This is a genomic window from Mesorhizobium silamurunense (assembly GCF_014843825.1).
Classification (GTDB): domain Bacteria; phylum Pseudomonadota; class Alphaproteobacteria; order Rhizobiales; family Rhizobiaceae; genus Mesorhizobium; species Mesorhizobium silamurunense.
Genome location: NZ_JHQR01000078.1, coordinates 1 through 16,223 on the forward strand (window position 1 = coordinate 1; position 16,223 = coordinate 16,223).

A 16,223-nucleotide genomic window follows, 5' to 3' on the forward strand; every position below is an offset into this window, starting at 1 on the left:
CCGCGTTGACGGCGGCGACGACCGCGCCGCGCGCCGCTGGCCGGTAGGCGGCGATGCCGGAGACGAAGGTGAGCGAGCCGTTGGCCGACAGCTTCGGCGCGCCGTGCTTGGCAAGCAGCAACGGTCCGTAGAACTTGCTCTCCACCACCCTTTGCGCCGCTGACAGCTCGATTTCGGGCAACAGCCGGTAGGCGCCCGCGATGTCGGCCGCGGTGCTAACGATATGGTCGAGCCGGCCGATGCGCTGAAACAGTGCCGCGACGTCGTCCTCGCGGCTGATGTCGACCACTGCGATTTCGAGTGAGCCCGAATAGCTGAGTTCTTCCTGCGCGGCGCTCAGCTTCGCTTCGCCGCGCCCGGCGATAATGACCGTCGCGCCTTCATCGAGGTATCGCCTGGCGAGAGCCAGCCCCATCCCGGAACTGCCGCCGACGATCAGAATTTTTGTCTTGCCCATGTCCATGCCTTTCCTTGCATGGACAGTGATATGGCGGGCGGACGCTCGAAGCGGAAACGGAAGAAACCGATAGTGTTATCGGAGAGTCCGATGGCAGATGGGTGGCCTCAATGATGCAGCCAATCTCCCCCCTTGTGGGGGAGATCCCCGGTAGGGCAGAGGGGGGCGCGAAGGATCGCGGCCTTTCAGTCTAGTCTCCATCGACTATAAGCAAAGGCGGCGGCGACGCCTCGATACGCCGGCGGGACAGCGCCCCCCTCTGGCCTGCCGGCCATCTCCCCCACAAGGGGGGAGATCGGCACCTTCGGCGCCGCGCAAGGAAGAACAACGATGCCCCCGATCAAGGTCGATCCGGACAAGGTTCGCGAATTCCCCGATGCCGCAAGCTTCTACGCTTGGCTGGCCGATAACCATGCCAGCGAAAACGAGGTCTGGATCAAGGTCCATAAGGTCGGCTCTGGCCTCACCTCGATCACGCCGAAGGAAGCGATCGACGTCGTGCTCTGCTTCGGCTGGATCGACGCCGTGCGCAAGTCGCTCGACGAGAAAAGCTTCCTGCAGCGCTATACGCCGCGCGGCAAAAAGAGCATCTGGAGCAAGATCAACATCGACAATGTCGCCCGCCTGATCGAGGAGGGCCGCATGACAAAGCATGGCATGCGCGAGGTCGAGGCGGCCAAGGCCGACGGCCGCTGGGATCGTGCCTATGGCGGCTCGAAGGAGATGGCCATCCCGCCCGACCTGCAGGCGGCGATCGACGCCGAGCCGAAGGCGAAGGCGATGCTGGAAAAGCTCTCCGCCCAGAACCGCTTCGCGCTCGCCTTCCGCACCCACAACATGAAGACCGAGGCCGGGCGCAGGAAGAAGATCGAGAGCTTCGTCGAGATGCTGAAGCGCGGCGATACGATCCATCCGCAGAAGAAGTAGGCCGAAGCAAAAACGCCGCCCCGAGAGGGGCGGCGTTTCCGGGAAGCGATGATCTCGAACCCTGTTGAAGCGGTTCGAGATCATCCGGTCATGAAGGCAGAGCAATTCCAGGAAAAGTGTTTAGCGGTTTTTCCGTCCGGAATTGCGTGGAATAAATCGTCGGGTTGACCTTACGCGGCGGGCTTCTTGACGTGCTTCTTGTGGGTACGCTTCTTCATGTGGTGCTTCTTGGCGTGATGCTTGGCATGCTTCGCCACCTGATGCTTCTTGGCATGATGACGATGATGCTTCTTGTGCTTCCTGTGATGCGTGACCTTGGCGCCCGCCGTGGCCGCAGCCGGAGCAGGGGTCGTCGTCGTGGTGGTCGCGGCGGCGGTCGTGGCGGCGGCGTTGGCCTCGGTGGTGCCGAGCGCCGGCACCGCGAAAGCGAGCGCGACGGCCAGGCCGAGAACGGAGAGAAGGGTCTTTTTCATAATCGGCATTCCTTGGTTTAAAGATCGATGTCTTTTGTCGCGCGCCGCAATCGTTCGGCTGCTCCGATGCCGCTTATGACAGCCGGTCTTTTCGCCAGTTTTTCCCGACTGTTGAATCTTGTTTCCGGATTGTGTCCGGCAGGGAGGGCCGCTGCTTGCTCCGGTGTTCCCGGCCGCCCAAGGGGAACTGGCGGGGATCCATTCCTGTGCCGCATCGTGCAACGAACGGATTCTTTTCCAGCTAATCAACTGGGCGCGGCAGTGGGAATGTCGCATTCTGGCTGCGAAGAGCTTGAGAGAGCAAGATGACCGGCACGACAGATCACTCCGGCAAGGTCGCCCTCGTCACCGGCGGCAACCGTCGCATCGCGTTGGAGACAGGACGCCAGCTAGCGGCGCTCGGCTTCACCGTGCTCATCGGTGTGCGCGACCTCGCCAAGGGCGAGGCGGCGGCGAAGAAGCTCGGCGGCAATGTCGAGGCCATCGCGCTGGGTGTCGCCGCACCTGATGGGCCAGCCCTTGCTGCAGCCGAAGTGGAGCGCCGTTTCGGTCGGCTCGACGTGCTCGTCAACAACGCCGCCATTCATTACGAGCTGTCCGCGCGGGCGCTTAGGCCCCACCGGACGGTGGACCGCAAGGCCTTCGAGACCTATGTCGTCGGCGCCTGGCGGGTGGCGTTCGCCTTCGCGCCGCTGCTCAGCGCCTCCGGTCATGGCCGGCTGGTCATCGTTTCTCCCGAGGCTGGCTTGTCGGCCTCGACGGACGCCGACGCGCCGGCCTATTCGACCGGCAGGGCGACGCTCAATGCGCTCACCCGAATCTTGGCGGCCGAGCTGCGCGGCGCCGGCGTCCTGGTCAACGCCATCAGCCCTGACTGGGTGGAGACCGACATGGGCGGGCCGGGCGGCCGCCCAGTTGCGCCAGGGGCGGCCGGGATCGTCTGGGCCGCGACGCTGCCGGATGACGGTCCGACCGGCGGCTTTTTTCGCGATGGCGAGCGACTGCCGTGGTGAACGGCTCGACCGCCTACCTGCGGTACGCCATGCTACGAAAATAGCATTCTCGGCCCGCGAGGTGGGTGCTAGGGTCCCGGCCCGTGCACCCAAGGCACAGGGCGGCGTGTTCCCGCAAGAGGAGGCAAGGCGAGCGGCACGCATGCCCGAATTCCCGACAAATCCCACCGACTGTTGAACCATTGCGAGGCCCGCCGCGTTTGACGTGGTTGGCCACAAGGGAGGAACCACCAGTGAAAGCATCCTATCTCGTCTCAGCCGCGCTCATTGCGGCATCCGCAATGCCGGCGGTGGCTGGCGAAATTTCCGACGGCAAGGTCAAGATCGGCATCCTCAATGATCAGTCGGGCGTCTATGCCGATTTCGGCGGCAAATGGTCGGTCGAGGCCGCCAAGATGGCGGTCGAGGATTTCGGCGGCAAGGTGCAGGGCGCGCCGATCGAGATCGTCAGCGCCGACCATCAGAACAAGGCGGACATCGCCTCCAACATCGCGCGCCAGTGGTACGACACCGAGCAGGTCGACGCGATCATGGAGCTCACGACGTCGTCGGTCGCGCTCGCCGTCCAGGGGCTTTCCAAGGAAAAGAAGAAGATCGACATCGTCACCGGCGCCGCCTCCACCGACCTCACCGGCAAGCAGTGTTCCCCCTACGGTTTTCACTGGGCCTATGACACGCACTCCCAGGCGGTCGGTACCGGCGGCGCGCTGGTCGAGCAGGGCGGCGACAGCTGGTATTTCATCACCGTCGACTATGCCTTCGGCTATTCGCTGAAGGACCAGACAGCCAAGCTGGTGGAGGCCAGCGGCGGCAAGGTGTTGGGCGAGGTGCGCTATCCGCTGGGCTCCACCGACTATTCCTCCTTCCTGCTGCAGGCGCAGTCCGCGGGCGCCAAGATCATCGGGCTTGCCAATGCCGGCCTCGACACCTCCAACTCGATCAAGCAGGCAGCCGAGTTCGGCATCGTCGCCGGCGGTCAGCGGCTGGCGGCGCTCCTGTTCACGCTCGCCGAAGTGCACGGCCTCGGCCTGCAGGCAGCGCAGGGCGTGGTGCTCACCGAAGGCTATTACTGGGACCGCGACGACGTGAGCCGCGATTTCGCGCAAAAATTCTTCAAGCGCACCAACCGCATGCCGAACATGATCCAGGCCGGCACCTATTCGGCGGTGACGCAGTATCTCAAGGCCATCGACAAGGCCGGCACGGACGAGACCGAGGCGGTGGCCAAGCAATTGCATGAGATGCCGGTCAACGACGTATTCACTGTGAACGGCAAGGTGCAGGCCGACGGCTCGATGGTGCACGACATGTATCTCTACCAGGTCAAGAAGCCGGAGGAGAGCAAGAAGGACTGGGACTACTACACCTATCTGGCGACCATTCCGGGCGACAAGGCCTTCCTGAAGGCCGAGGACAGCGGCTGCCCGCTTGTCACCAAGTGACGCTCGAAACCGCAACGGCCGTCCGGTCGGACGGCAGCGAAGAGACGCCGCGGGTGGTGCTTTCCGCCCGCGGCCTGCGGCGCGACTTCGCCGGTTTCGTCGCGGTGAAGGATGTCGACCTCGACGTCCATCACGCAAAGATTCACGCGCTCATCGGCCCGAACGGCGCCGGCAAGACCACCATCTTCAACCTGTTGACCAAATTCCTGCAGCCGACCAGCGGCACGATCGAGTTGCTCGGCACTGACATCACTCGCACGCCGCCGGCAAGGGTTGCGCGCATGGGTCTCGTCCGCTCCTTCCAGATATCGGCGATCTTTCCGCATCTCAGCGTCCTCGACAATGTGCGGGTGGCGCTTCAGCGCCCGGGCGGGCTCGGCTACCAGTTCTGGCGCCCGGTCTCGGCGCTGGACCAGCTCACGCCAAGGGCGCGCGAGCTGCTCGCCATTGTCGGCCTCGACGACGCCGCGCATCGTCTCGCTGGCGATCTCTCCTATGGCCGGAAGCGCGTGCTGGAGATCGCCACCACGCTCGCCCTCGATCCGAAAGTGCTTCTGCTCGACGAGCCGATGGCCGGCATGGGGCATGAGGATGTCGGCATGATTTCCGGCATCATCCGCTCGCTGGCAAAAGACCGTGCCGTGCTGATGGTCGAGCACAATCTCACCGTCGTCGCCGATCTCTGCGACTGGATCACCGTCATGCAGCGCGGCCAGGTGCTGGCGGCCGGCGACTATGTCACCGTCAGCCAGGACGAGCGTGTCCGCGTCGCTTACATGGGGACGGAGCATGAGTGAGCCGCTGCTTGCCGTGCGCGATCTCCACGCCTGGTATGGAGAGGGCCATGCGCTGCATGGCGTCAACCTCGAAGTCTTACGCGGCGAGACCGTGACGCTGCTCGGCCGCAACGGCGTCGGCAAGACGACGACGCTGCGCGCCATCATGGGGCTGATCCGCAAGCGAACAGGCAGCGTCACCTTCAACGGCAAAGACCTGATCCGCCTGCCGCTCCACCGCATCGCCCATCAAGGCATCGGCTTCGTGCCGGAGGAGCGCGGCATCTTCGCCACGTTGACCGTTGATGAGAACCTCATCCTGCCGCCGGTGGTGGCCAAGGGCGGCATGAGCGTGGAGGAGATCTTCGAGCTCTTCCCCAACCTGAAGGAGCGCCGCAACAGCCAGGGCACAAAACTCTCCGGCGGCGAGCAGCAGATGCTGGCGATTGCCCGCATCCTGAGGACTGGCGTCGACATGCTGCTGCTCGACGAGCCGACCGAAGGGCTGGCGCCGGTCATCGTGCAGCGCATCGGCGAATTGCTGGCGACGCTGAAGAAGCGCGGCATGACGATCCTTTTGGTCGAGCAGAATTTCCGCTTCGCCGCCCGCATGGCCGACCGCTTCTATCTGATGGACCACGGCAAGGTGGTGGAAGGCTTCCCGGTCGGCCAGCTTTCCGCGCACACCGAGAAACTGCACGAGGTGCTGGGGGTATGATGGCCAAATGACCATGATCTTCGGCATTCCCATCCAGGCCTTGCTCGGACAGCTGCTGGTCGGCCTTATCAACGGCTCCTTCTACGCGATGCTCAGCCTCGGCCTGGCTGTCATCTTCGGCTTGCTGCGCATCATCAATTTCGCCCATGGCGCGCTCTATATGCTCGGCGCCTTCATCGGCTATCTGCTGCTCGTCCATCTCGGCATCGGCTACTGGCCGGCGCTGATCATCGTGCCTTTGGCCGTCGGCCTGTTCGGCATGGTGGTCGAGCGCGTGGCGCTGTCGCGGCTCTACCGCCTCGATCCGCTCTACGGCCTGCTCTTCACCTTCGGTCTGGCCTTGGTCATCGAAGGCGTGTTCCGTTTCTACTACGGCGTCTCCGGCAACCCTTATGCCGTGCCGGCGCTGCTTGCCGGCGGCACCAATCTCGGCTTCATGTTCCTGCCCAACTATCGCGGCTGGGTGGTGATGGCTTCGCTCATCGTCTGCATCGGCACCTGGCTTTTGATCGAGAAGACCAGGCTCGGCTCCTACCTGCGAGCCGCGACCGAGAACCCGGAGCTGGTTCAGGCCTTCGGTGTCAACGTGCCGCTGCTGTTGACGCTCACCTACGGGCTGGGCGCCGCCCTTGCGGGGCTGGCCGGCATTCTCGCCGCGCCAGTCTACCAGGTCAGCCCGCTGATGGGCTCGGACCTGATCATCGTCGTCTTCGCCGTTGTCGTGGTCGGCGGCATGGGCTCGATCCTCGGCGCCATCGTCACCGGCTACATGCTCGGCCTCGCTGAGGGCCTGACCAAGGTTTTTTATCCCGAGGCCTCGAACCTCGTGGTCTTCGTCATCATGGCGATCGTGCTGCTCTTGCGCCCTGCGGGCCTGTTCGGAAGGGACGCGTGAGATGAGCGAGGCGACCCTTTACGCAGAGCGCGCCGCTGCCTCCGTCCGGCTGGAACGGGGCCTGGTGGCGCTGGGCATATTGGGGCTCGTCGCGGCACCCTTCCTCATCTACCCGATCTTCGTGATGAAGATGCTGTGCTTCGCGCTGTTCGCCTGCGCCTTCAACCTCTTGCTCGGCTACACCGGCCTGCTCTCCTTCGGCCACGCCGCCTTCTTCGGCGGCGCGGCCTATTTCTGCGCCTATGCGGTGAAGGCCTGGGGCTGGCCCCCGGAGGCCGGCATCCTGCTCGGCACCGTGGGCGCTGCGGGCATGGGGCTTGTCGTGGGCTTCCTCGCTATCCGCCGGCAGGGCATCTATTTCGCGATGATCACGCTGGCGATGGCGCAGATGTTCTACTTCTTCTGCGTGCAAGCGCCGTTCACCGAAGGCGAGGACGGCATCCAGGGCGTGCCGCGTGGCCATCTCTTCGGCATCCTCGACCTCAATGTGCCGATGAACATGTATTTCTTCGTGCTGGCGATCTTCCTGATCGGCGTCTTCGCCGTCTGGCGCATCGTCAACTCGCCCTTCGGCATGATCCTGCGCTCAATAAGAGAGAACGAGAACCGCGCCATTTCGCTGGGCTATTCCGTCGGCCGCTACAAGCTCGCCGCCTTCGTCATGTCGGCAGCCCTTGCCGGCCTTGCCGGCGCGCTGAAGGCGATCGTCTTCCAGTTCGCGACGCTGACCGACGTCACCTGGCAGATGTCCGGCGAGGTGATCCTGATGACGCTGCTCGGCGGCATCGGCACCATGGTCGGCCCGGTGGTGGGCGCCGGCCTCGTCGTCGGGCTCGAAAACACTTTGGCCACCTCCGGCTTCCCGGTGACGATCGCCACCGGCCTGATCTTCATGATCTGCGTGCTGATCTTCCGGCGCGGCATCGTCGGCGAGATCTATGCGCGGTGGCTTTCGCCCGCCGGAGAGGGCAGCGAACGCGGCAAGCATTAGCCTCCGCCACGACAGCGCCGAGGATCATGCCGCGTGCTTGGGTTCGACTGCGAACGGGCTGAGGCCCAGCCAGGTCTGCATTTGCCTGCCGATGGCCTGGTTGCCTGTGAGGGTGACCTTCGCGCCGGCCTTCTCGACGGTGAGCAGCCCCATCCAGATCGCCGTCATCGTGTGCAGGTCGGTTGAGACATAGAGGTCGACCTCGAAGCCCGGATCGTACCAGCACAGGTCGACCTCGCCATGCTTCTCGACGATCAGCCACCAAGAGCGTTTCGACGCCGGTAGGTCCTGATACAGAAATTGTATCACGGTGCGTCCCTCGGGTAGCGGCGTGGGGTTCAGATTGCGCCGCATGTCCCACATCAGGAGCGACGGATCGAGATTCTTGAGCGACAGCCGCGACTCGACCCATTTCTGTCCCCAGAAGCCCATTGCCTCGACGACCGGGCGCAAATCCCGCCCTGCTTCCGTGAGCTGGTATTCGAAGATGCCCTTCTCGCCCGGCACCTCCTTGCGCTCGACGACGCCAGCTATCTCGAGCTCCTTGAGCCGCTGCGATAGAAGGGTCGGCGACATTTTTGGAACGCCGCGGCGCAGGTCGTTGAAGCGGGTCGAACCCGCCACCAATTCGCGCATCAGCACCATCGTCCAGCGGGTGCAAAGCACCTCGGCGGCCATCGATAGCGGGCAGAACTGCTTGTAACCGTGCTGGGCCATGATCGGTGTCCCTCCCTCGAAACTGGGTCGAACATTAGGCCTTCATGAAAGAAGCGGCCAGTACGGAAACTGTACCGGCCCGGTACAGATCGCGGACTGGTTGGCGCGGCCCCCGCCATGCGAGCTCTTGGCCGACGCACGGGATGACCCTGTGCGCAGCAACCAGGAGACCAGCCATGACCGCTTACCTTATCGCCGACATCAAGGTGAAGGACCCGAAATGGATACCGGACTACGCCGCTTCGGTTCACGACCTCGTCCACAAGCATGGCGGCAAATATCTGGCGCGCAGCGGCAATGTGAAGACGCTCGAGGGCAAGCCGCTCGACACCACTCTGATCGCGCTGATGGCCTTCCCGTCCGAAACGGCGGCGCGCGCCTTCACCAATGATCCGGCCTACGCACGGGCGGCAGCGACAGCCGTTTCCAGCTGATCGACAACACCGATCTGGCTGGAACGATTTCGTATCTGCCGAAGGGATGATCGGCGGCCGCCGCATCGAATCCGGGATCATCAAGCACAGACAGCCACGGCGCTTGCCTGTCGCGCCGCCGTATTTCCGGCGGCCGGCCAGCCGGGCTCTTTCAGGAAGAACGGAATGAACATGACATCAAACTTTTGGAACAGGCTTCTCATGGCCGCAGCCGCGCTGTCGGCCTGCACAACCCTCGCGCAGGCGCATCAGGACGCGGCTGCATCCGTGTCCGTCGCCAGCCCGCTGGCCGACAAGGTACGGGCGGCCAACAGCCGGTTTCTCGACGTCAAGGCCGCAACGGCCGAGGGCTATGCGCCCATTCCCTGTGCCAGCGGCATCACCGGCGGCGCCATGGGCATCCACTATGTCAACGGCCAGTATCTGAAGGAGGACAAGGTGGATATCGCCCGTCCCGAAGCGGTGATGTACGAGCCGATGGCCGACGGCACGCTGAAGCTGGTGGCGGTCGAATACATCACCTCGAAGGGGCCGGCATCGCTCGAGGGTCAGCTGTTCAACTTCAACAGCGCGCCCAACCGTTACGGTCTGGGTGAGTTCTACGAACTGCATGTCTGGGCCTGGAAGGGCAATCCGACCGGCACCTTCGCCGACATGAACCCGAAAGTGTCGTGCGAACACGCGGCGGTGCCGACCCGGTAAAAATCGGCACCAGGCGGCGATCTGCCGCCTGGTGTTCGAGCGGATACGCTCACCCCACCGGCACTTCCAACCCCATCTTCACCCGATCCATCGCAACAAAAGTGCGAAAACGCTTGACGTTGTTGTTCTCGAAGAACAGCCGCCGGGTCAGCGCTTCGTAGTCGGCCATAGTCGCCACGGTGACGACGAGGATGAAGTCGGCCTCGCCGGTCACGGACCAGGCGGCGATCTGCCGCCTGGTGTTCGAGCGGATACGCTCACCCCACCGGCACTTCCAACCCCATCTTCACCCGATCCATCGCAACAAAAGTGCGAAAACGCTTGACGTTGTTGTTCTCGAAGAACAGCCGCCGGGTCAGCGCTTCGTAGTCGGCCATAGTCGCCACGGTGACGACGAGGATGAAGTCGGCCTCGCCGGTCACGTAGTAGCACTGCTGCACTTCCGGTACTGCGGCGAAGCCGCGCTTGGCGGCGTCGATCAGCTCGGCCCGCTCGCTCTCGACTTCGACCTCGACGAAGATCGTGATCGGATGCCCGACCTTGGCCGGATCGACCAGCGCGACATTGGCGCGGATGACACCGCGCTCCTCCATGCGTCTGATGCGCCGCTGCACCGCCGGCGCCGACAGGTTCACCGCCTCGCCGATCATGCGCTGCGGCGTGGTGTTGTCCTTCTGCAGGATGGAAAGGATCGCGCGGTCGAAGGCGTCGAGATCGGGCAAGACTGGCATTTGGCGGCATCCGGATGAAACAAACTTGCAATCAGATGGCCGAAACAGAGCGCATTTCCCGCTCACTCCGCAATAGAGTTCAGCACCTCGGAGAAAAACGCCATGATGCTGCTCAACCAACGTCCCGAACACAACCAGCCGCTGGTCGCGGCCGATGCCGCGACGCTCGGCATCGCCGGCGCAGACCAGGCGGAGCGCTTTCTCATGGCGCGCGACAGCCATGCCGAGACGCCGCTCTATGCCTTGCCGGCGCTGGCCGGCGAGCTTGGCATCGCCACGCTGCATGTGAAGGATGAGGGCAAGCGTCTTGGCCTCGGCAGCTTCAAGGCGCTTGGCGGCGCTTATGCCGTCATGCGGCTGGTGCTGGAAGCGGCCGGCAAGCGGCGCGGCCGCACAGTCGATATCTCGGAATTGCATAGGCCGGATGTGAAGGCGACTGCCGCCGGCATGACTTTCGCTTGCGCGACCGACGGCAATCATGGACGCTCGGTGGCGCAAGGGGCCGGCTTGGTCGGCGCGCGGTCCGTCATCTTCGTCCATTCGGGCGTCAGCAACGAACGTGTGGCCGCCATCTCCCGCTTCGGCGCCGAGATCGTTCGCGTCGCGGGCGATTACGACCAGTCGGTCGGGGAAGCCGCCCGCGTCGCCGCCGAGCGCGGCTGGACCGTCGTCTCCGACACATCCTGGCCGGGCTACGAACGCATACCGGGACTTGTGATGCAAGGCTACACTGTGATCGTACGCGAAGCGCTGAAGCGCTTGCCTCGGCCGCCCACCCACGTCTTCCTGCAGGCCGGCGTCGGCGGCTTCGCCGCGGCTGTGGCTGGCCACCTCGCCATCATGCTTGGTCAGGATCGGCCGAGGGCAATCGTGGTCGAGCCGGCCCGCGCGGCCTGCATCTATGAAACCGCAAAGGCCGGGCGTCCAATCGCGATTGCGCACAGCAAGCCCACAGTGATGGCGATGCTCGAATGCTACGAGCCGTCGCTCGTCGCCTGGCGCGTGTTGTCGCGGATCGGCGACGCTTTCATGACCGTGGACGAGGAAGATGCGGTTTCGGTGATGAACCGCTTGGCGCGGCCTTCGGGCAATGATCCGGCGATCGTCTCCGGTGAAAGCGGCGGGGCGGGGCTCGCCGGGCTGATCCGCGCTGCCGGCGATGAGAAGATGCGGGCAGCACTTCACCTCGATGCGCATTCGCGTGTGCTCATCATCAACTCCGAAGGCGCGACCGACCCCGGCCGCTATGCCGAGTTGGTTAGGATGGCGCCGGAAGAAGTTGCGCGGGCGAGCAACATGACGATCAACGCCGACGGCGAGCTTGTCGCGGGCGCCGACGTCCTGCTCGGCGTCACCGCCAGGCTGGCGGCCGACTGACCGGAAGAGAAGAAAACGCGGATGACTGACTTTGACCCGGGCCAATACCCCCAAAAATAGTGCGGTCGATGGCGTCGAGTTCTGCCAAGGCTGGCATCTGGCGACATCCGGATGAAACAAACTTCAATCACTTAGCCAAATCAGAACGCAATTTTTGCGTGCGCCAACAGTCAGTGCCTTGAAGAAAGAACGCCATGATGCTGCTCAACCAACGTCCCGAATACAACCAGCCGCTGGTTGCAGCCGACGTCGACGCTCTCGGCGTGGCGGGCGCTGCCCGGGCCGAGCATTATCTCAAGGCGCGCGACAACCATGCCGAAACACCGCTGCACGCCTTGCCGGCATTGGCCGATCAACTCGGCATCGCCGCCCTGCATGTGAAGGATGAGGGTCAGCGTCTTGGCCTTGGCAGCTTCAAGGCGCTGGGCGGCGCCTATGCGGTCATGCGGCTGGTGCTGGAAGAGGCGAGCAAGCGCCTCGGCCGCGCGGTCGATGTCGACGAGATCGGCGACGTAAGAGTGCGCGAGATCGCCTCGGGCATGATCTTCGTCTGCGCCACCGACGGCAACCATGGCCGTTCGGTGGCGCAGGGCGCCGGCCTGGTCGGCGCACGTTCGGTTATTTTCGTTCATGCCGGCGTCAGCGCCGAGCGTGTCGTGGCCATCGCCCGCCTCGGCGCCGAGATCGTGCGGGTCGAAGGCGGCTACGATCATGCGGTGCGTGAAGTCGCCCGGGTCGGCGCCGAGCGCGGCTGGAAGATCGTCTCCAACACGTCCTGGCCGGGCTATGAGCGCGTCCCCGGCCTGGTCATGCAGGGCTATACGGTGATCGTGCGCGAGGCGCTGCGGCATCTGGCCGAGCCACCTACGCATGTCTTCTTGCAGGCCGGCGTCGGCGGCTTCGCGGCGGCGATTGCCGGCCATATGGCGGTTCTGCTTGGTGGACGGCGGCCGAAAGCCGTGGTGGTCGAGCCGACGCGATCGGCTTGCGTCTACGCCTCGGTGCAGGCCGGACGTCCGATAACGATCGCACATCAGCAGCCGACAGTCATGACGATGCTGGAATGCGCGGAGCCGTCCCTGGTCGCCTGGCGCGTGCTGGCGCGCGTCGGCGATGCCTTCATGACGGTGAACGAAGAGGACGCAGTCTCGGTGATGAAGCGGCTGGCGCGACCCTTGGGCAACGATCCGGCGATTGTCTCCGGCGAGAGCGGCGGGACGGGGCTCGCCGGGCTGATCCGCGCCGCGGGCGACAAGGACATGCGCGCGGCACTCGGTCTCGATGCCAATTCCCGCGTGCTGATCATCAACTCCGAAGGGGCGACCGATCCCGGCCGCTATGCCGAACTGGTCGGGATGGCGCCGGAAGAGATGTTCCTGCAGACTGCCTGAGACAAAGGCTTGGGAGCACGACGATGGCTGAAGTCGACCTCGACGCACTGCATCGCGAGATGGCGGCGTGGCGGCACGACCTCCACGCACATCCCGAATTCGGCTTCGAGGAAAAGCGCACCGCTGCCTTCGTGGCGGAGAAGTTGCGCGCGTTCGGGCTGGAGGTCGCCGAGGGCGTCGGCGGCACCGGCGTCGTCGGCACGTTGACCAGGGGCAGCGGCAACCGCGCGATCGCGCTGCGCGCCGACATGGATGCGCTACGCATCGCCGAGCAGGGCACTCAAGCCTGGCGCTCGCGGACGCCCGGCACCATGCATGCCTGCGGCCATGACGGCCACACCGCCATGCTGCTCGGCGCAGCCAAACTGCTTGCCGAAGAGGGCGACTTCGACGGCACCGTGCGCTTCATCTTCCAGCCGGCCGAGGAATGGGGCAGGGGCGCGCTCGCCATGCTCGACGACGGCCTGCTCGAGCGCTTCCCCTTCGAGGAGATTTTTGGGCTGCACAACATGCCGGGCCTGCCAGTCGGCCATTTCGAGACCCGGAGCGGGCCGGTCATGTCGGCCGAGGACAATTTCGAGATCGTGCTGAAAGGTCTGGGTGGCCATGCGGCGCGCCCGCATGCTGGACAGGAGACGCTGGTCGCCGCCTGCGCGCTGGTCGTCAACCTGCAGACCATCGTCTCGCGGCGCCTGAGCCCCGCCGATATCGGCGTCGTCTCGGTCACCGAGCTCATCACCGACGGCACCCGCAACGCGCTGCCGGGGCTGGCCCGCATCCTCGGCGATTGCCGCAGTTTCCGCCCCGAAGTGAGCGCGGCCATCGAAAAGGAAATGCGCCGCATCGCCGAAGGCACGGCCCAGGCCTATAATGTCGCGGCACAAGTCACTTACACGCGTGAGTTCGTGCCTTTGATCAACGACGCAGCCTTGGTCGACGAGGCTTTCGCCGCCGCGCGGCAGATCCTGGCCGACGATGCCGTTGGCATCGCGGCGGAGCCGATGACGGCCTCGGAGGATTTCGCGCGTTTCCTGGCCGAAGTGCCCGGCTGCTTCGCCTTCCTCGGCAACGGCAATTCCGCGCCGCTGCACAACCCGGCTTATGACTTCAACGACGAAGGCCTGCTCCATGGCGCGCGCTTCCACGCGGCGGTGGTGAGGCGGCGGCTGCCGGCGCTGTGAAGCACCGGCGATTGGCGAAAGCGGCAGAGCGCGCCGCCAGGGCCGCATTCCCCAAAACTCTGTTCCGCCGCGCCCAAGCGTGCCCACCTTGTCTCGGCTAGACACACGATCGTCGGATGATCGGCGGAAGGAACAGGCGATGAAGAAGACTTATGAAAAACCGACGCTCGAGAAGCGCCAGAAACTGTCAAGCGTGACGGCCGTCATTGTCGTGTCGACACTCAGCTGAAACGAAGTCCTTGCATCTTCGGCGTCGCACCGCGAACCCGGTTCCGGCCGGGGCCGCGGCCGCGACGATCAACAGAGGCGGCCGTGCCGGTATGGACGAGAAGAAAGCGGCGATCCTGGACGAGATACCGCGTCTGCGCCGCTTCGCGCGCTCGCTTTCCCGCGACCGCGATCGTGCCGACGATCTCGTCCAGGATTGTCTCGAGCGGGCGCTCACGCGTCTCGACAACTGGCAGAGCGGAGAAAGCCCGAGACAGTGGCTGTTCACGATCATGCGGCATCTGTTCATCGACCAGTTGCGCAGGGCGAACCGGCGCGGCGACGCCGCGGTCCTGCCGCTGGAAGCCGGCGAAGCCCAGGCTGTGCCGGCCGACCAGGTCGAGAGCGTTGCATCGCGCGAGATCATGGATGCCTTGCAGGCGATCGGCCCGAACCGGCGAGCGGTGCTCCTCCTGGTTGGGATCGAAGGGTTTTCCTACGTCGAGGCCGCCAATATCCTCGGCATTCCGGTCGGCACGCTGATGTCGCGGATCGCGCGCGGCCGCGAGGAACTGCGCGGCTTGCTGGATCGCTCGATGGCTCGCGGACTGGCGCGCCGCGTGCAGCCGCCGGCAATCGCGGACACGCCCCGGTAACCCTTTCTTCTCTGGTTTCATGCAGGATGCCCGAACGGGGGGCAGGCAAACCAGGGCATGGCAGACGACGAGAAACGTAAGGGCGAATTCTGGGCGCTGGCGCTCGACCGTGCCCAGCTCGGGCTTTGGGACTGGAACCTGTCCACCGGCGACTGCTACTATTCGCCGACCTGGTGGAGGATGCTGGGCTATGCCGAGGGCGAGCTCGCCAACACCTCCGATCTCTGGCTGAAGCTTACCCATCCCGACGACCGCGAGCGGGCGCTGGCGAGCGGCGACCGCCACATCGCCGGCCACACCGAATCCATCGAGACGGAACTGCGCCTGAAGCACAAGGACGGCCACTGGGTCTGGGTGCTCGACCGCGGCGGCATCGTCGAGCGCGACGCCGAAGGCAAGCCGCTGCGCCTGATGGGCGTGCAGACCGACATCAACAGGCAGAAGGAGGCCGAGGCCGCGCTCGAGCAGATCAATGTCCGTTTCCGCCTCGCGCTCGCCGCCAGCGGCACCGGCATCTGGCACCACGACATCGGCACCAGCAAGAGCTATTGGGACGCCCGCACCCGCGAGATCTTCGGCCTGATCAGCGATACCGACGAGGTGACGGCCGGCCTCTGGCACACCTATCTCCATCCCGACGACAAGGACGCCACCGAGCGCGCACACCTGCCGCCGCCGGGCTCGCAGAGCGTTACGGCGACCCAATATCGCATTATCCGGCGCGACGGCGAGATCCGCCATGTCGAGTCGCTGGTGCGCTTCATCGCCGGCGTCGGCTCGGCCGGCCAGATCCTCGGCACCGTGCGCGACATCACCGACGAGAAGAAGCGCGCCGAGGAGCTAGCCTACGCCGCCCACCACGATGCGTTGACCGGGCTCTGGAACCGCTCGGCCTTCGACCGGCTGCTCGCCGAAAACATCGGCGCCACGGACCGGCTGCCGCTCGCCGTGTTCTATGTCGACCTCGACTACTTCAAGGCGCTCAACGACTATGCCGGCCATGCCGCAGGCGATGTCGCGCTGAGGAGCGTCGCCGCCGGCATTCGCGCCAGCCTGCCGTCTTCGGCGCATGCCGCGCGCCTCGGCGGCGACGAGTTCGCGCTGCTGGTGCCGAACTGCAATGACGCTTGCGCCG

18 protein-coding genes and 1 pseudogene are annotated in these 16,223 nt (G+C 64.9%); 14 read left to right on the forward strand and 5 right to left on the reverse strand.

Annotation, left to right across the window (positions count from 1 at the left end; genetic code table 11):
• The coding region (locus DH10_RS09890; protein WP_192384638.1) for an SDR family NAD(P)-dependent oxidoreductase at window positions 1-463 on the reverse strand (463 nt) is incomplete at its 3' end.
• A gap of 324 nt (window positions 464-787) precedes the next feature.
• On the opposite strand from DH10_RS09890, the gene DH10_RS09895 reads away from it, so the two are divergent.
• A complete protein-coding gene (locus DH10_RS09895; protein WP_192247468.1) occupies window positions 788-1,384 on the forward strand; it encodes a YdeI/OmpD-associated family protein in 597 nt (198 codons plus the stop codon).
• A gap of 170 nt (window positions 1,385-1,554) precedes the next feature.
• Here DH10_RS09895 and DH10_RS09900 read toward each other — a convergent pair whose 3' ends face one another.
• A complete protein-coding gene (locus tag DH10_RS09900; protein ID WP_192247471.1) occupies window positions 1,555-1,857 on the reverse strand; it encodes a hypothetical protein in 303 nt (100 codons plus the stop codon).
• A gap of 305 nt (window positions 1,858-2,162) precedes the next feature.
• Between DH10_RS09900 and DH10_RS09905 the strand changes: the two genes are divergently transcribed.
• From DH10_RS09905 to DH10_RS09930, 6 genes are all read left to right on the forward strand, one after another.
• Complete coding sequence (locus tag DH10_RS09905) at window positions 2,163-2,870, forward strand: SDR family NAD(P)-dependent oxidoreductase (RefSeq protein ID WP_192384639.1); 708 nt, start codon at window positions 2,163-2,165, stop codon at window positions 2,868-2,870.
• A gap of 233 nt (window positions 2,871-3,103) precedes the next feature.
• Window positions 3,104-4,312 carry an ABC transporter substrate-binding protein gene (locus DH10_RS09910; RefSeq protein ID WP_192257853.1) on the forward strand — a complete coding sequence of 403 codons (1,209 nt, stop codon included), beginning with the start codon at window positions 3,104-3,106 and terminating at the stop codon, window positions 4,310-4,312.
• Window positions 4,309-5,109 carry an ABC transporter ATP-binding protein gene (locus DH10_RS09915; RefSeq protein WP_192257851.1) on the forward strand — a complete coding sequence of 267 codons (801 nt, stop codon included), beginning with the start codon at window positions 4,309-4,311 and terminating at the stop codon, window positions 5,107-5,109. The genes DH10_RS09910 and DH10_RS09915 overlap by 4 nt, the downstream gene beginning before the upstream one ends.
• A complete protein-coding gene (locus tag DH10_RS09920) occupies window positions 5,102-5,806 on the forward strand; it encodes an ABC transporter ATP-binding protein (RefSeq protein ID WP_192257849.1) in 705 nt (234 codons plus the stop codon). Before DH10_RS09915 ends, DH10_RS09920 begins: the two co-directional genes overlap by 8 nt.
• Window positions 5,807-5,813: 7 nt before the next feature.
• Window positions 5,814-6,701, forward strand: coding sequence for a branched-chain amino acid ABC transporter permease (locus DH10_RS09925; protein WP_192257847.1), 888 nt, complete (start codon window positions 5,814-5,816; stop codon window positions 6,699-6,701).
• Between the two features lies 1 nt (window position 6,702).
• On the forward strand, window positions 6,703-7,692 hold the full coding sequence (locus tag DH10_RS09930) for a branched-chain amino acid ABC transporter permease (protein ID WP_192257845.1): 990 nt from the start codon (window positions 6,703-6,705) through the stop codon (window positions 7,690-7,692).
• A gap of 24 nt (window positions 7,693-7,716) precedes the next feature.
• Here DH10_RS09930 and DH10_RS09935 read toward each other — a convergent pair whose 3' ends face one another.
• Window positions 7,717-8,409, reverse strand: a complete 693-nt coding sequence (locus tag DH10_RS09935; protein ID WP_192257843.1) for a winged helix-turn-helix transcriptional regulator — start codon at window positions 8,407-8,409, stop codon at window positions 7,717-7,719.
• A gap of 176 nt (window positions 8,410-8,585) precedes the next feature.
• Between DH10_RS09935 and DH10_RS09940 the strand changes: the two genes are divergently transcribed.
• On the forward strand, window positions 8,586-8,843 hold the full coding sequence (locus tag DH10_RS09940; protein WP_246811525.1) for a DUF1330 domain-containing protein: 258 nt from the start codon (window positions 8,586-8,588) through the stop codon (window positions 8,841-8,843).
• Window positions 8,844-9,008: 165 nt separating this feature from the next.
• Window positions 9,009-9,545 (forward strand): hypothetical protein, encoded by a 537-nt coding sequence (locus tag DH10_RS09945; protein WP_192257839.1) that lies wholly within the window; start codon window positions 9,009-9,011, stop codon window positions 9,543-9,545.
• A 49-nt stretch (window positions 9,546-9,594) separates the two neighbouring features.
• Here DH10_RS09945 and DH10_RS09950 read toward each other — a convergent pair.
• Both DH10_RS09950 and DH10_RS09955 read right to left on the reverse strand, forming a co-directional pair.
• A pseudogene (locus DH10_RS09950) lies at window positions 9,595-9,759 on the reverse strand (Lrp/AsnC ligand binding domain-containing protein); the annotation flags it as partial.
• Between the two features lie 43 nt (window positions 9,760-9,802).
• Window positions 9,803-10,276: an Lrp/AsnC family transcriptional regulator gene (locus tag DH10_RS09955; protein WP_192257836.1), complete on the reverse strand. Its 474-nt coding sequence runs from the start codon at window positions 10,274-10,276 to the stop codon at window positions 9,803-9,805.
• A 102-nt stretch (window positions 10,277-10,378) separates the two neighbouring features.
• Between DH10_RS09955 and DH10_RS09960 the strand changes: the two genes are divergently transcribed.
• The 5 genes from DH10_RS09960 to DH10_RS09980 form a co-directional block, all read left to right on the forward strand.
• Window positions 10,379-11,653, forward strand: coding sequence for a diaminopropionate ammonia-lyase (locus tag DH10_RS09960; protein WP_192257834.1), 1,275 nt, complete (start codon window positions 10,379-10,381; stop codon window positions 11,651-11,653).
• Between the two features lie 194 nt (window positions 11,654-11,847).
• On the forward strand, window positions 11,848-13,044 hold the full coding sequence (locus tag DH10_RS09965; RefSeq protein ID WP_192257832.1) for a diaminopropionate ammonia-lyase: 1,197 nt from the start codon (window positions 11,848-11,850) through the stop codon (window positions 13,042-13,044).
• A gap of 23 nt (window positions 13,045-13,067) precedes the next feature.
• A complete protein-coding gene (locus DH10_RS09970; RefSeq protein WP_192257830.1) occupies window positions 13,068-14,225 on the forward strand; it encodes a M20 aminoacylase family protein in 1,158 nt (385 codons plus the stop codon).
• A gap of 320 nt (window positions 14,226-14,545) precedes the next feature.
• Window positions 14,546-15,088 (forward strand): RNA polymerase sigma factor, encoded by a 543-nt coding sequence (locus DH10_RS09975; protein WP_192257828.1) that lies wholly within the window; start codon window positions 14,546-14,548, stop codon window positions 15,086-15,088.
• Between the two features lie 57 nt (window positions 15,089-15,145).
• On the forward strand, window positions 15,146-16,223 hold a 1,078-nt coding region (locus DH10_RS09980), incomplete at its 3' end, for a PAS domain-containing protein (RefSeq protein ID WP_192384640.1).

Excerpts from the sequence above, each read along its gene's own strand:
- DH10_RS09895 (WP_192247468.1), top strand. The coding sequence starts at position 788 with ATGCCCCCGATCAAGGTCGATCCGGACAAGGTTCGCGAATTCCCCGAT.
- DH10_RS09900 (WP_192247471.1), bottom strand. The coding sequence starts at position 1,857 with ATGAAAAAGACCCTTCTCTCCGTTCTCGGCCTGGCCGTCGCGCTCGCT.
- DH10_RS09905 (WP_192384639.1), top strand. The coding sequence starts at position 2,163 with ATGACCGGCACGACAGATCACTCCGGCAAGGTCGCCCTCGTCACCGGC.
- DH10_RS09920 (WP_192257849.1), top strand. The coding sequence starts at position 5,102 with ATGAGTGAGCCGCTGCTTGCCGTGCGCGATCTCCACGCCTGGTATGGA.
- DH10_RS09925 (WP_192257847.1), top strand. The coding sequence starts at position 5,814 with ATGACCATGATCTTCGGCATTCCCATCCAGGCCTTGCTCGGACAGCTG.
- DH10_RS09930 (WP_192257845.1), top strand. The coding sequence starts at position 6,703 with ATGAGCGAGGCGACCCTTTACGCAGAGCGCGCCGCTGCCTCCGTCCGG.
- DH10_RS09935 (WP_192257843.1), bottom strand. The coding sequence starts at position 8,409 with ATGGCCCAGCACGGTTACAAGCAGTTCTGCCCGCTATCGATGGCCGCC.
- DH10_RS09940 (WP_246811525.1), top strand. The coding sequence starts at position 8,586 with ATGACCGCTTACCTTATCGCCGACATCAAGGTGAAGGACCCGAAATGG.
- DH10_RS09945 (WP_192257839.1), top strand. The coding sequence starts at position 9,009 with ATGAACATGACATCAAACTTTTGGAACAGGCTTCTCATGGCCGCAGCC.
- DH10_RS09955 (WP_192257836.1), bottom strand. The coding sequence starts at position 10,276 with ATGCCAGTCTTGCCCGATCTCGACGCCTTCGACCGCGCGATCCTTTCC.
- DH10_RS09960 (WP_192257834.1), top strand. The coding sequence starts at position 10,379 with ATGATGCTGCTCAACCAACGTCCCGAACACAACCAGCCGCTGGTCGCG.
- DH10_RS09965 (WP_192257832.1), top strand. The coding sequence starts at position 11,848 with ATGATGCTGCTCAACCAACGTCCCGAATACAACCAGCCGCTGGTTGCA.
- DH10_RS09970 (WP_192257830.1), top strand. The coding sequence starts at position 13,068 with ATGGCTGAAGTCGACCTCGACGCACTGCATCGCGAGATGGCGGCGTGG.
- DH10_RS09975 (WP_192257828.1), top strand. The coding sequence starts at position 14,546 with ATGGACGAGAAGAAAGCGGCGATCCTGGACGAGATACCGCGTCTGCGC.